Source organism: Pseudoalteromonas distincta (assembly GCF_000814675.1).
GTDB lineage: Bacteria > Pseudomonadota > Gammaproteobacteria > Enterobacterales > Alteromonadaceae > Pseudoalteromonas > Pseudoalteromonas distincta.
In genome coordinates this window covers 718,189-731,863 of sequence record NZ_JWIG01000001.1, presented here as the reverse complement: position 1 = coordinate 731,863, position 13,675 = coordinate 718,189, and the positions used below count along the sequence as shown (strand labels likewise).

Below are 13,675 nucleotides of genomic sequence, written 5' to 3'. Positions count from 1 at the left end.
CTAAGTTGATTTTTTACCAATACTCATACAAGGCTTTTCAATCAATAAAAAAGTAGCTGCTGATATTAAAACTACGGCTACTGAAGTCAAAGGCATGAGTAGTAAAAAGTCACTTAACAGGCTACTTGAAGCTTCAAGAGGAAATGCTACCGTGAATAAGAGATATAAAATAACTCCATGGAGTAAGTAAATACTATAGCTAATTTCACCTAAGATAATAGAAGAACGCAATGTAAATATTCCAAAAAGATCGTTGCCTAATAGCGTTAGTAAAAAAACAATAGCTATAGTAAAAACGTGAAAAATATCTAATGTATTTGGGTAAAGCATTGCAATGATAATAAACAGAAGATTAATGGTTGAAGCTATTTTACCTGTTATCTTAAAATTGGGTTTGTAGTTTTTTATTAAGTAGGAAGCAAAGCCACCAATACAAAAGAAAATGAAATAACTTGTTTTAAATGAAAAAATATAGAACGGTTGAAAAAATAATATTAGGGTAGCTGCTACTAATAAATATATACCAACTTTTTTAAGTTTGCTTATGCATAGTGATATTAGAGGTAAACAGATGTAAAAAAGCCATTCGTACTTAAGGGTCCAATCTACACCGGCAATAATTTTTCGAGTATCTGTAAACCCATTCAAACTCCCCCCGTGAAATAGTCCCCATTTTATGTAGTCTTTAATAAGCATCGGGATAGACACGTGCAAATTAAATTTAGAACTGGCAAATACAACTAATGAAATAACTACCAAAGTAAATCCATACAAAGGAACGATTCTAAAAAACCTAGATTTATAAAGGGATACCCAGTTAGTTGTGCTTTTTTTAGTTATTTTAGATATGAATAGGAAGCCAGTTATAATAAAAAAAATAGCGACACCAACACTGCCGAAGTTATCAAACATCTTTTCGGGAGGTGATGCCCAAATATCGTTTTTTTTCCAATAATAAGTGATTACAAAATGATGAAAAAATACTGATAACGCTAAAAACCCCCTTATACCATCAAGGCTCTTAAAACGGTTTTCTCTTGCATTGAGAAAATTAAATGCGGGAGTTTTACCTAAAATGTAAGCGGTCAAAATACATATTAAAAATGATATTATCGGTATTGTTACGTTTAATGTAGTTTGCAAAGCTTGCTTCCTAGTTTATATATTGGAGCTAAAGTGCAACATTGTACAACAGCGTAAGGGGTATGGAGTGTAATTTTATTTTGTTATTACTCCAAATATTAAAGTTTTTGGGAAGAAGATACCGGTAAAAGTGTTTTCCTTTGCTTAATGACTGTTAGAGTGCGCTAAGTTGCTATACTTGAGGTTATTTACCTATCTCAATTTTAACTTCACTACTTAACACTTCCTTGTACTTTGCTGCTAACGCGCTTTTTGCATCATCATCGCCATGCACAATTTTTATATGACTTGGCTTTTTATGCATACCCGTTACAAACTTAACTAATCCGTTTTGATCGGCGTGGGCGCTATAGCCACTAATTGTATGTACTTTGGCGTTTATAGTAATGCGGGCATCATTTATAAAAACATATCCATTACGTGGGCCATATTTTTGAATTTCACGGCCTAGCGTTTTGTTTCCTTGGTAACCTACAAACAATACATCGGTGGTTTTGTCATTTAAAAATCGCTCAAGATAATTAACTATTCGCCCACCAGTACACATACCACTTGCCGCTAATATTATGGCTGGCGTTTGCCGTGAACTTAAATAGTTAATAACAGCCATGTGCTCTTTGTGTGAATCAACCGTAGTTAGGTTTTTAAAATCGAGCGGGTGCCTACCGTTTGCAACTTTGCGTTTAGCTTCGCTGTCCCATAAGTGTTTAAAGTTTTTGTATTGCTCAGTAAAATTGGCTGCCATGGGGGAGTCGAGTATTACGTGAATGTCTCGCCACTTAGACTTTTTAGATGAGCTATGTATGAGCTGCTCAAGCTCATATAGTAGCTCTTGTGTGCGGCCAATACTAAAAGCAGGAACTAAAACAACGCCGTTGTCGGCTACGGCGCGTTCAATAATGTTTTTTAGCGTTTGTGTACGCTCTTTACGGCCTTGATGATTTTTATCACCGTAGGTTGATTCAATAACGAGGGTGTCGGCTTTATAGGGCGCTTTAGGTGAAGGAAGTAGCGGGGTATACGGTGCGCCTAAGTCTCCTGAAAACACAACGCGATGTTTGTTGTTATCATTATTTGTAACGTCAATTTCAACGTAGGCAGAACCTAATATATGCCCAGCACGCTGTAATCTCGCCTTAGCTTTATCGGGCGCTTTGCAAGGCAGTTCAAACCACGTTTTATAATCAACAGCAACTATGCGTTTATTTAATAAGCTTAAGCAGGCAGCTATAATTTTAGGGTCGCGGGTTACACCTACTTTTAAAGCATCTTCAATTACTAAAGGTAATAAGCTGGCCGATGCAATACTTGTAAAAATAGGGCCTTTAAAACCTGCTGCTAATAAGTAAGGAATTCGACCAACATGGTCAATATGGCAATGGGTAACAATAAGCGCAGTTACATGGGTAATATCAAATTCAATTGAAAGATCTGCTTTAGAATCCTCACCCTGAAATAATCCGCAGTCAATAAGTACACTTGTTTGCTCGTCAATTACCAGCTCGTGACACGAACCTGTAACCCCACTAACCGCTCCGTGATGAAGTATTTGCATTATTTTCCTTATTGACACGTATTTATTATATTGGCATTTAAGGTAGGAGCTAAAGTATAAATATTCAAGGTAAGTTACAGCGCTGTTATCTTACGATAAAGGTAAAGTATAGGTATAACTAGAATTACATAGTGTTCAGGTTGTGTTTAAGTATGCTTATCTATCTTATGTGCTGGTACTGATCAGATTAGCGTGTATCGCGCATTGAGCTATTATTTGTGATACCCTTTTTGGCGCAATAAATTATTCTAAGTTTTTTTTGGTATTTATTTATTGGGAACATAGTTATAATTAACTGCATATAAATATAAGGTTTTTGCATGGTTATGGATGATAAGTATGCCTAAGTATTTCCCCCTATTTACATTGATGGATAAATAATGGACTTTTGGTTCCCTCTCTTAATTACATTCACTATCTCACTTGTTGCCATAAAAGTGATTAACCCCATAGCTATAAAAACAGGGTTGGTTGATTTCCCTTGCGATCGAAAAATACATAAAGGAAACATTCCTTTAGTTGGCGGAATTGCAATTTATTTAGCTGTATTAATTACTTCAATGTTATTTATAGAGCACAGCCGAAACTTAAATATTTATTTAGTTGCATCAGCGTTGGTACTTTTTTTGGGTACCCTCGATGACCGTTATCAACTCTCGGTAAAAATTCGCCTTGTTGCACAGGTACTTGTAGCCTCGTTAGTTATATTTGGAACAGAGATATATTTACACAGCTTAGGGTATATTTTAGGTTGGTTTGAACTAAAACTAGCAGGGTTTGGGGTAATATTAACGATCATTGCAATAATAGCGGGAATAAATGCTATTAACATGATGGATGGCATGGACGGGTTAGTCGGTTTACTCAGCTTAGTCGCATTTACTGCTTTAGCTTTTTTACTAAGTCGAGTTACTAATGCATGGTATTTGCTACCTTTTTTATTTATTGCCGCCTTATTGGGTTATTTAATATTTAATCTCAAGCTGCATAGTTCAGTCACAAAAATATTTATGGGTGACTCTGGCAATATGCTCATAGGCTTAACTCTAGTTTGGCTCATGGTAATAGGAATAGAATTAGATGCGCCAGCATTAAGACCTGTAACCGCTTTGTACATAATTGCAGTGCCTTTAATGGACATGGCAACAGTAATAATGCGTAGAGTTAAATCAGGAACATCCCCTTTTCAGGCTGACAGACAGCATTTGCATCATTTGTTTGAATCTGCTGGTTACAGCCATCGTTTTTCGCTTATTGTTATTTCTGCTGGTGCAAGTATACTAGCCGCACTAGGTTGTCTAGCTGAAGTTTATGCTGTAGCTGAGTGGATAATGCTAGTGTCTTTTTTATTGTTTTTTATGTGCTATTCGGCACTTACTAGACATGCATGGAAAAAGTTAACGCAAATTTAGCTGCATCAAAGGAATTTTATTTTGTTACTTACCAATAGATTAGAAAATAAATAATGAAAAAAAATAAAGTTATACTATCACTTGTCCCTTTTCTTATTTTAACAGGCTGTGCTACAGCACCTCCAGTTCTTCATGCAACACGGGCTTTAATAGACGAGCCAATAAAGTCTGCTGATACGAGCGTAGTACCACAACAACTAAGCGAAGTATTAGAAACTCAGCAACAAGGCTATACAGGGCAATATAATAATATTGAGTTTATATTAGGCCAGCAATATACGTCAGCACTCGGTGAATTATGCACAGTAGTATACCTAAAAAAATCAGAGCAATTAGCCAAACAAGAGCGCAGAGCTGCATGTAAAAATGCTAATCAACAATGGGTAATTACGCCTCAGGTAATTGAAAATAAAAACAACCAAATTAGCTTTGGAGCTTAAGCCTTTTATGAACATGTTAAGCAACGCATTTAAAGCATTTTTAATATTAACCTGTTTTGCAGTAAGCTCATTTAGTAATAGCGCTATCGCTGCAGAGCAAATATCTTTAAGCCAGCTTGAAAACGCAGGTACAACCCAAACGCAACTACCTAATGCTTCATTACAAAATGGGACATACAATAAACAAGGGCGTTCAGGAACACTATTACCAGGCGAAATGTCAGCAGCCGAATTGCTGCCTACTTCAGAGTTAGGTTTACCACCACCGTATGGTGCAAACTTATTTGCAGGCGGCTACGAAAGCGAGCGTCAAGACGGCTTAAACGACGATTACACAATAGCCCCCGGCGACAAAGTTTCTATTTGGTTATGGGGAGCAATAAATCAGTCAGAAGTTATTACTGTTGATAACCAAGGAAATTTATTTATAACGAATGTAGGCCCTGTATACGTGGCCGATGTTAAAGCAAGCCAGCTAAACAGCTATGTAAGTAATAAAATAAAAGAAGTGTACAAAAGTAGTGTACAAATATACGTAAACTTACTGACAGCAACACCAGTGAGTATCTACATAAGTGGCAGTATTGTTCGCCCAGGGCAATATGCAGGTATAGCTTCCGACAGTATTTTGTATTACCTAAAGCGTGCCGGCGGAATTGACTCTGAGCGAGGCAGCTATCGCTCTATAAAAGTATTGCGTGACGACAAAGTAATTCAAAATATAGACCTATACGACTTTATTTTAAGTGGCTACCTCCCTAAATTTAACTTTAAAGATAACGACGTAATTTTAGTTGAGCGCCAAAAGGCAACAGTTGTTGTATCAGGAAGTGTAAGAGCACCGTTTAGGTTTGAGTTTAAAGAGAATCAAGCAACGGGTGAACAACTCGCAAAGTTTGCTTTGCCACTTGCTAAAGTAAGCCACGTAGGAATTGTAGGCGATCGTAAAACAGGCCCATTTTCGGTTTACTTACCTTACAATGAGTTTAAAAGCTTTACACTTAAAGACGGCGACCGCCTTATTTTTAACGACGATATACGTGCACAAGTGCTCGATATTCAAGTAGCGGGTAGTTACTTAGGACCATCGTACTTTGCGGTAAAAAACAACACCCGCTTGCACGATCTACTTGCCAACATACAAATAGATAAAGATCTTGCCGATTATCAATCAATTTATATTCAGCGTAAAAGCGTAGCTAAAAAACAAAAAGAGATGATTGACCAAGCGTTGGACCGATTAGAACGCAGCATCTTTACAGCACCTGCATCTTCCGACGGAGAAGCCAAAATAAGAGCCGAAGAAGGCAAAATGATTTTAGAATTTACAGAACGTGCCCGTAAAGCGATTCCGCTTGGCAAGGTTGTAATTTCAGATCAAGGCCAAGTAGCTAATATTCGTTTAGAGCAGGGTGATGTAGTTTACATACCAGCCAAAACAGACCTAATACACATAGGCGGCGAAGTACTTATGCCGCAAGCGCTAGTGTATAACCCAAATGCAACAATAGATGACTACATCGCATGGGCTGGAGGTTATAGCGAACGCGCTAATTATGAGCAAATAATGGTAATACACCCTAACGGCATGATAGACGTAGACGCCTACGGCAACTTAAAACCAGGGGATCAAATATTAGTATTACCAAAAGTCGACACTAAGTTTTTGCAATCGGTTAAAGATATAACGCAAATAATTTACCAAATTGCTATTGCGGCAAATGTAGCAACTTAATTATGACTACCGTACTTAAACGTAGTAATTGGGCAATATGGCGCGACGTTATATTTGCCCTTTTTGTCCGTGAAATTCGCACCGGCTTTAACGATAGATTAGGGCTGGCATGGGCTATATTTCAGCCGTTAAGCTTCATTTTTTTGCTGTCTTTTTTACGCGGTAAAATGGATGGTGGCGATACGCATACAATCCCAACATTCGAATTTATGATGTATGGCATGTTGCTAATACAGCTGTTTTTAGAAACACTCACAAACTGTGCCGCGGCTATTAAAAAAAATAAATCGTTATTTGCTTTTAGGCAAGTGCAACCAATAAGTAGTGTTTTGGCATCTGCCTTATTTAGTTTATTAATTAAGCTATCGGTTTTTGCATTAATATTTTTGATTATGTACTTTTTAAAAATGGATTTTAAATTAGACGATCCACTATTTATACTACTAAACATAGTTACACTTTGGATGTTTGCCTTATCGCTTGGGCTAATGTTTGCAATAGCCCAGTGCTACGTACCTGAGATAAGTAAAATACAAAGTGTGTTATCTCGGCCAATGTTTTTTATATCGGCAGTGTTTTTTTCTATGCAAGATGTACCTAAAGAGTATTGGCCATACCTCGACTGGAATCCTATTTTACACGCAATAGAGCTAACCCGCCATGCAGCTTATAACACGTACAGCACAGAGGCTGTAAGCGAGTTTTATCTGTTTTTTTCAGCCTTAGTTGCCCTGTTTTTTGCAGCAAGTATTTACCACATCTCGTGGAAACAGGCTATAAGCAGGTAAGTAAATGCAACAAGGAATATAGCGTTGATAAAACTACAAAACGTCACAAAATATTACCCCTCAGCATTGGGGAATCAGTATATTTTTAAAAACTTAAATTTTGAAATTCCATCAGGCCACAATATTGCTATTTTAGGCTCTAATGGTGCGGGTAAATCTACGCTATTTAGGATGTTGGCTGGCAGTGAGTACCCAAACAAAGGTAAAATTATAACTGATCTTCATTTGTCGTGGCCGGTGGCATTAACTACGGGGATTCACCCACAAATGAGTGGCGCCGAAAACGCCCGTTTTATTGGTACAATTAACGGTGTGGCCGATTTAGACACATATGTACAACGTGTTCGTAAATTTGCAGAGTTAGGCCGTAAGTTCGACCTGCCAGTAAATACATACTCAAGCGGTATGAAGCCGCGTTTAGCATTTGCGTGCTCAATAGGTATAGATTTTGATGTGTATCTTATAGATGAGGTTACCTCAGTAGGCGATGCAAAATTTAGAAATAAAACTCGCCGAGCGCTTACACAAAAGAGTAAAAATGCCAATGTTATAATGGTTAGTCACGAAATGGATGAGTTAAGACATTTTTGCGACAGCGCCATAGTATTACACAAAGGTGAACTCACTTTTTACAACGATTTAGAGCAAGGAATTGCTCATTACCAGGCATTATAATTATGAGTCAACAAGCAGTTAATACAATAGAAAAACGCTTTAGCGAACTACACAAAAAAACGAGTCCAGAAGTTTGGAATAACGCCGATGAGCTATTTAAGCTTTCTCAACAATTAGAGAAAACAGACATTTATCTAGCTCGCAGAGTTATGCAGCGTGTGCGCATTTTACAGCCAGATAGACCAAAAATAAAAATGCACTTAAAGCGATTAAGTGACGAAGTGGCCTTACATGCTAAACAAACGCAAACTAGCACTTCTACTGAGCCAAGTACAAAGCAAAGTGAAAATAAAAAAAACAGCGAAGAAAAAAATAATAAATTGGATAACTTTTTCAGTAAATTAAATAATAATTTCAGCTCAAAAAAGTGGGCCCAGCCTTGGGTTTTGTTACTAGCTGTACCGTTTGTGCTATTTGCATTTTACCAGTTAGTTTGGGCTGCACCACGGTTTGAAAGCCGCGCGCAATTAATAATTCAGCAGCCAGATGGCATGGCAACAATGGACCCGTCAATGGCGCTACTGAGCGGTTTGGGTGTAGGCGGTAACTCAACAGCTGATACCGAAATAGCAAAAGCGTATATTCACTCAGAAGACATGCTAAATTACTTACAAACACACAATAACTTAAAAGAACATTACCAAAATGGTGGCGATGTATTTTCACGTTTAAGCAGCGACGCCAGCATAGAAGATTTACTAAAGTTTTATATAGATCACACCACAGTAGAGATTGACGAAGCGTCTGGTGTAATTAAAATTTTAGTACAGGGCTTTACCCCCGAATTTGCTAACACCTTAACGCAAGCAATTGTTAACCGCGCAGAGTGGTATATAAACTCGATAGGCCACCAATTAGCTGACGCGCAGTTACAGTTTATAAGGTTAGAGCATGCAAAAGTTGAGCAGCGCTTACGCGATGCGCAAAAAAACACCCTAGCTTTTCAGCAAAAAAATAACTTACTCGACCCAGAAGCCGAAGGTTTAGCACTTCAGCAAATAACTTACGGGCTTGAAGGGCAAATTGCGACTAAAAGTGCGCAGCTAAAAGGCTTGCGTTCAACCATGACCGAAAAAGCCCCGCAAGTAGTTATGCTAGCCTCTGAGCTTAGTGCGCTTAAAAAGCAACTAGAACTGGAGCGAGACAGGCTATCTACCCAGCAGGGCACTAACAATAATATTAAAAACAATGGAACCTCAGTAAGCGAAGTGCTTGCGCAATTTTCTGATTTAAAAATAGAGTTAGAGCTGGCGCTTAAAGGCTATACATCTTCTGAGGTATCTTTAGATAAAGCTAGAATAGAAGCTTATAGGCAGTTAAAATATTTAGTAGTTGTAGAGTCGGCAACACTGCCGCAAGACAACAAATATCCAACTACTTTATATAATATTTTATTATTCGCAGCGTTACAGCTAATGCTGTTTGGTATTGGCAAAATAGTTTTAGCTACAGTAAAAGAGCTAAGATAAACTAATAAAAGCTACACAGCTTAAAAAGTATTTAATTAAAATTGATAGATAGGACTCTACATGTATTCATTAAAAGCCCCTGTAAATAAGTCAGCGCGTAAAGGGATCATTTTAGCCGGTGGTTCAGGCACTCGCTTATACCCACTTACCAAAGTAGTAAGTAAACAACTAATGCCGGTATACGATAAACCAATGATATTTTACCCGGTATCTACCTTAATGATGGCCGGTATTACCGAAATATTAATTATATCAACACCTGCTGAATTACCTCGTTTTAAAGAGCTATTAGGCGATGGCAGTGCATGGGGTATTACATTTGAATACAAAGAACAACCAAGCCCAGATGGCCTAGCACAAGCGTTTTTATTAGCTGAAGACTTTTTACAAGGCCAATGTGCAGCCCTAGTATTAGGCGATAACCTGTTTTACGGTCACGATTTATCGTTATCACTGCAAAATGCAACAAGTTGTGAGCAAGGCGCTACAGTATTTGGCTACCATGTTGCTAACCCTAAATCGTATGGTGTGGTTGAATTTGACGAAAGCGGCAAAGCCATTTCAATAGAAGAAAAACCAGACAAACCTAAATCAAACTATGCTGTACCAGGGTTATACTTTTTTGATAGCCGCGTAGTGGAGTTTGCTAAAAATGTAAAACCCTCTGAACGTGGCGAGCTTGAAATTACCGACGTAATAGAACAATACCTGGCCAAAAAAGAACTAAACGTTGAAATAATGGGACGCGGTACAGCCTGGTTAGATACCGGCACATTAGATGATTTACTAGATGCTGCTAACTTTATTCGCGCGATAGAAAAACGCCAAGGCTTAAAAATTAACTGCCCAGAAGAAATAGCCTATCGCATGGGTTACATAAATGCAGATCAACTTAAAAAGCTAGCAAAGCCGCTTAAAAAGTCGGGTTATGGTAAGTATTTACTATCGCTTTTAGATCAAACTGTATTTTAATAGGCAGTAATAATGAAATTTATTGAAACTAGCATCCCCGATGTAAAAATAATCGAACCTCAAGTATTTGGTGACGAGCGCGGTTTTTTTATGGAAACCTTTCGCACAGAACTATTTAACCAACACTGCGGCGAGCGCACTTTCGTGCAAGAAAACCACAGTAAATCTGCACATGGCATATTACGCGGCCTGCACTACCAAACTCAAAATACCCAAGGTAAGTTAGTACGCGTAACTCAGGGCGAGGTTTTTGATGTTGCAGTTGACATGCGTAAAAGCTCGCCAACATTTGGGCAGTGGGTAGGAGTGTTATTGTCGGCTGAAAACAAACGCCAGCTTTGGGTGCCAGAAGGTTTTGCACATGGTTTTTATGTAACCACCGAGAGCGCTGAGTTTGTATATAAATGTACTGATGTTTATAACCCAAATGTTGAAGTATCAATAAAATGGGATGACCCAACTCTAAATATTGACTGGCCATTAGTGGAAGGTAAGTTACCACAGCTGTCTGCCAAAGACGAAGCTGGCCTTAGCTTTAAAAACGCCCCAGCATTTTAATATTCAATAAATTAAGTAGCCATCATGAAAGTATTAATAACAGGTAAAAATGGGCAATTAGGCTCAGAGTTACAAAAAACCTGCCCAAGCAATATAGAGCTAATATGCTTTGGGTCTAAAGATCTCGATATTAGTAATGTAGAGCAAGTAAACGAGCTATTAATAAGCCATTCGCCAGATATAGTTATTAATGCTGCTGCATATACTGCGGTTGATAAAGCAGAAACTGATGTTGGCCAAGCATATGCAGTAAATAAGCAAGGTGCAGCTAATTTAGCAAGTACATGCAAGCATATTAACGCTAAGCTTTTGCACATATCGACCGACTTTGTGTTTGATGGCACGAGCACTTTGCCTTATACCGCAAGCGATGCAACAAACCCATTGGGTGTTTATGGTGCGTCTAAACTAGCTGGTGAACAAGCTATTAACGAGGCTTTAGGGTCGCAAGCAATCATAGTGCGTACAGCATGGGTGTACTCAGTTTTTGGTAATAACTTTGTTAAAACAATGCTGCGCTTAATGAGCGAAAAAGAGCAATTAGGTATAGTGGGCGACCAAGTTGGCACACCAACATGGGCCGCTGGTTTGGCTGACATGCTTTGGGCATTGGTTGCTAAAACAAGTGATAATACAATTAATGAGCAGCACAGTAGCGCTAATAATTCGTTAATACTTAATTGGACCGATGCAGGTGTAGCCTCGTGGTACGACTTTGCTGTAGCAATACAAGAGCTCGCGGTAGAGCAAGGGTTATTAAGTAAAGCGATACCTATTAGTGCAATACCTGCGGCAAGCTACCCAACACCGGCTAAACGCCCAGCATTTAGTGTGCTTAATAAAGCACAAGCAGAAGAGCTAAGCGGTGTAAAAACGGTGCACTGGCGTGCACAGTTAAAAGCAATGCTAACAGAGTTAAAAGCGCAAGCTTAAATTACATATATAGGCGAGCAGCGCCTCTGTGGCGAAATTGTCTTGGGCTAAAGATTATATAAAGTGATTAAGACATTGTTATCACCACCGAGAACACAGAGAAGTGAAGGAGAAGATCTAATTACTTCTCGGTGAAGCGCGCAGCGCCTCTGTGCCCTCGGTGGTAAAATTGTCTTGGGCTAAAGCTCATAAAGTGATTAAGAGATTGTAATCACCACAGAGAACACAGAGGACACAGAGAAGTGAAGGAGAAGATCTAATTACTTCTCGGTGTAGCGCGCAGCGCCTCGGTGCCCTCGGTGGTAAAATTGTATTGAGCTAAAGGTTATAAAGTGATTAAGACATTGTAATCACCACAGAGAACACAGAGGACACAGAGAAGTGAAAGAGAAGAGCTAATTACTTCTCGGTGTAGCGCGCAGCGCCTCGGTGCCCTCGGTGGTAGGTTTATTTTTAAGTAAAAACTAAAGTGATTTTATCACCACAGAGAACACAGAATTCACAGAGAAGTGAAGGAGAAGAGCTAATTACTTTTCGGTGTAGCGCGCAGCGCCTCGGTGCCCTCTGTGGTAAAATTGTATTGGGCTAAAGCTCATAAAGTGATTAAGAGATTGTTCTCACCACAGAGAAGGAGATGATCTTTTTCTCGGTGTAGCGCGAAGCGGCTCTGTGGTAAAATTATTTTGTAGGTGAGAATTTATACCTCGCTTTAAAAGTAAGTAAAGTAATTATCAGTATTAAAGAGAGCGCATTAAAGGTAAAAATAAATTACCTTTACTGTTTTACTCTTTTGTAAAAATTTGTAGTCTTACGGTTTACAGCTTATGACTCGTCCCGGTGACATAAGACTTAAAGCCAAAATTTGTAAAATGGAATAACAGATGACAGTTAAAAACTTATTAGTAACAGGCGGTGCAGGTTTTATAGGTGCAAACTTTGTGCACTATTGGTTAGCGCAAAACCCACAAGATAAAGTAATAGTGCTAGACGCACTGACCTATGCAGGTAACAAAGCTAACTTAGACTCAGTAGCAAACAACCCAAATATGACCTTTGTACATGGCGACATTTGCGACACAGCGTTAATCGAAAACCTAATCGACACTCATCAATTAAATACCATTGTACACTTTGCAGCAGAGTCGCATGTAGACCGCTCAATTACAGGGCCAGATGCCTTTATTGAAACAAACATACTTGGTACATATAGCTTATTAAAAGCAGCTAAAAAAAAGTGGATAGACGAGCCAAAAGCTGCAGGTAATGAGCCATTAGAGCATCGCTTTCACCATGTAAGTACCGACGAAGTATACGGTACACTAAGCGCAACCGATCCTGCCTTTACCGAAGAAACAGCGTACGCACCAAACTCACCTTATTCTGCGTCAAAAGCAGCGAGCGACCACTTAGTACGTGCGTATCACCATACGTACGGGCTTGAGGTTACAACATCAAACTGTTCAAACAACTATGGCCCGTTCCACTTTCCTGAAAAGTTAATCCCTTTAATTGTAACTAACATATTAAACGACAAACCACTACCTGTTTACGGCGATGGCCAGCAAATTCGTGATTGGCTATACGTAGAAGATCACGCCCGTGGTATAGAGCTAGTGCTTAAAAAAGGCCGCATAGGCGAAAACTACAATATTGGCGGCAACAACGAATGGGCCAATATAGATATTGTAAAACTAGTGTGTAAAGTTATGGGCGAAAAGTTTGCAACCAACCCAGAGCTTGCAAAGCGTTTTCCTAATGCAAAATCGGCCATTGCTAATAACGTTGAACAGCTAATTACTTACGTAACAGACCGCGCAGGCCACGACCGCCGTTATGCTATTGATGCAACTAAAACAAACAACGAATTAGGTTATGTACCAGCCGAAAGCTTTGAAACAGGGTTTGCTAAAACCCTTAATTGGTATTTAGATAATGAAGCTTGGTGGTCGGAATTGTTAACCAAAAAAATAGCTTAATAATTTAAGGAAGCTGCAA

General features: G+C 38.8%; 12 protein-coding genes. 10 read left to right on the top strand and 2 right to left on the bottom strand.

Annotated features, from left to right (window positions below; all coding sequences use genetic code 11):
* Together QT16_RS20415 and QT16_RS03280 are read right to left on the bottom strand one after the other, a co-directional pair.
* Window positions 1-1,143 carry an acyltransferase family protein gene (locus QT16_RS20415; protein ID WP_052201197.1) on the bottom strand — a complete coding sequence of 381 codons (1,143 nt, stop codon included), beginning with the start codon at window positions 1,141-1,143 and terminating at the stop codon, window positions 1-3.
* Window positions 1,144-1,327: 184 nt separating this feature from the next.
* Window positions 1,328-2,698 carry an MBL fold metallo-hydrolase RNA specificity domain-containing protein gene (locus QT16_RS03280; protein WP_039485644.1) on the bottom strand — a complete coding sequence of 457 codons (1,371 nt, stop codon included), beginning with the start codon at window positions 2,696-2,698 and terminating at the stop codon, window positions 1,328-1,330.
* A gap of 380 nt (window positions 2,699-3,078) precedes the next feature.
* Here QT16_RS03280 and wecA point away from each other — a divergent pair, with 380 nt between their 5' ends.
* From wecA to rfbB, 10 genes are all read left to right on the top strand, one after another.
* A complete protein-coding gene (wecA, locus tag QT16_RS03275) occupies window positions 3,079-4,110 on the top strand; it encodes a UDP-N-acetylglucosamine--undecaprenyl-phosphate N-acetylglucosaminephosphotransferase (RefSeq protein WP_039485641.1) in 1,032 nt (343 codons plus the stop codon).
* A gap of 53 nt (window positions 4,111-4,163) precedes the next feature.
* Window positions 4,164-4,550 carry a hypothetical protein gene (locus QT16_RS03270; protein ID WP_152609335.1) on the top strand — a complete coding sequence of 129 codons (387 nt, stop codon included), beginning with the start codon at window positions 4,164-4,166 and terminating at the stop codon, window positions 4,548-4,550.
* 7 nt (window positions 4,551-4,557) lie between these two features.
* Window positions 4,558-6,285: a polysaccharide biosynthesis/export family protein gene (locus QT16_RS03265; protein WP_039486056.1), complete on the top strand. Its 1,728-nt coding sequence runs from the start codon at window positions 4,558-4,560 to the stop codon at window positions 6,283-6,285.
* Between the two features lie 2 nt (window positions 6,286-6,287).
* A complete protein-coding gene (locus tag QT16_RS03260; protein ID WP_039485638.1) occupies window positions 6,288-7,073 on the top strand; it encodes an ABC transporter permease in 786 nt (261 codons plus the stop codon).
* A gap of 24 nt (window positions 7,074-7,097) precedes the next feature.
* The gene (locus tag QT16_RS03255; RefSeq protein ID WP_039485636.1) at window positions 7,098-7,748 is read left to right on the top strand and encodes an ABC transporter ATP-binding protein; all 651 of its coding nucleotides are present in this window, start codon (window positions 7,098-7,100) and stop codon (window positions 7,746-7,748) included.
* Window positions 7,749-7,750: 2 nt separating this feature from the next.
* Window positions 7,751-9,217 (top strand): KpsE/RkpR family capsule polysaccharide export protein, encoded by a 1,467-nt coding sequence (locus QT16_RS03250; RefSeq protein WP_039485633.1) that lies wholly within the window; start codon window positions 7,751-7,753, stop codon window positions 9,215-9,217.
* Window positions 9,218-9,277: 60 nt separating this feature from the next.
* Complete coding sequence (gene rfbA, locus QT16_RS03245) at window positions 9,278-10,189, top strand: glucose-1-phosphate thymidylyltransferase RfbA (protein WP_039485630.1); 912 nt, start codon at window positions 9,278-9,280, stop codon at window positions 10,187-10,189.
* 12 nt (window positions 10,190-10,201) lie between these two features.
* Complete coding sequence (gene rfbC / locus QT16_RS03240) at window positions 10,202-10,747, top strand: dTDP-4-dehydrorhamnose 3,5-epimerase (RefSeq protein ID WP_039485627.1); 546 nt, start codon at window positions 10,202-10,204, stop codon at window positions 10,745-10,747.
* 24 nt (window positions 10,748-10,771) lie between these two features.
* Window positions 10,772-11,680 (top strand): dTDP-4-dehydrorhamnose reductase, encoded by a 909-nt coding sequence (gene rfbD, locus QT16_RS03235; RefSeq protein WP_039485624.1) that lies wholly within the window; start codon window positions 10,772-10,774, stop codon window positions 11,678-11,680.
* Between the two features lie 881 nt (window positions 11,681-12,561).
* The gene (gene rfbB / locus QT16_RS03230) at window positions 12,562-13,656 is read left to right on the top strand and encodes a dTDP-glucose 4,6-dehydratase (protein ID WP_039485621.1); all 1,095 of its coding nucleotides are present in this window, start codon (window positions 12,562-12,564) and stop codon (window positions 13,654-13,656) included.
* Window positions 13,657-13,675 lie beyond the last annotated feature (19 nt).

Excerpts from the sequence above, each read along its gene's own strand:
- QT16_RS03280 (WP_039485644.1), bottom strand. The coding sequence starts at position 2,698 with ATGCAAATACTTCATCACGGAGCGGTTAGTGGGGTTACAGGTTCGTGT.
- wecA (WP_039485641.1), top strand. The coding sequence starts at position 3,079 with ATGGACTTTTGGTTCCCTCTCTTAATTACATTCACTATCTCACTTGTT.
- QT16_RS03270 (WP_152609335.1), top strand. The coding sequence starts at position 4,164 with ATGAAAAAAAATAAAGTTATACTATCACTTGTCCCTTTTCTTATTTTA.
- QT16_RS03265 (WP_039486056.1), top strand. The coding sequence starts at position 4,558 with ATGAACATGTTAAGCAACGCATTTAAAGCATTTTTAATATTAACCTGT.
- QT16_RS03260 (WP_039485638.1), top strand. The coding sequence starts at position 6,288 with ATGACTACCGTACTTAAACGTAGTAATTGGGCAATATGGCGCGACGTT.
- QT16_RS03250 (WP_039485633.1), top strand. The coding sequence starts at position 7,751 with ATGAGTCAACAAGCAGTTAATACAATAGAAAAACGCTTTAGCGAACTA.
- rfbA (WP_039485630.1), top strand. The coding sequence starts at position 9,278 with ATGTATTCATTAAAAGCCCCTGTAAATAAGTCAGCGCGTAAAGGGATC.
- rfbC (WP_039485627.1), top strand. The coding sequence starts at position 10,202 with ATGAAATTTATTGAAACTAGCATCCCCGATGTAAAAATAATCGAACCT.
- rfbD (WP_039485624.1), top strand. The coding sequence starts at position 10,772 with ATGAAAGTATTAATAACAGGTAAAAATGGGCAATTAGGCTCAGAGTTA.
- rfbB (WP_039485621.1), top strand. The coding sequence starts at position 12,562 with ATGACAGTTAAAAACTTATTAGTAACAGGCGGTGCAGGTTTTATAGGT.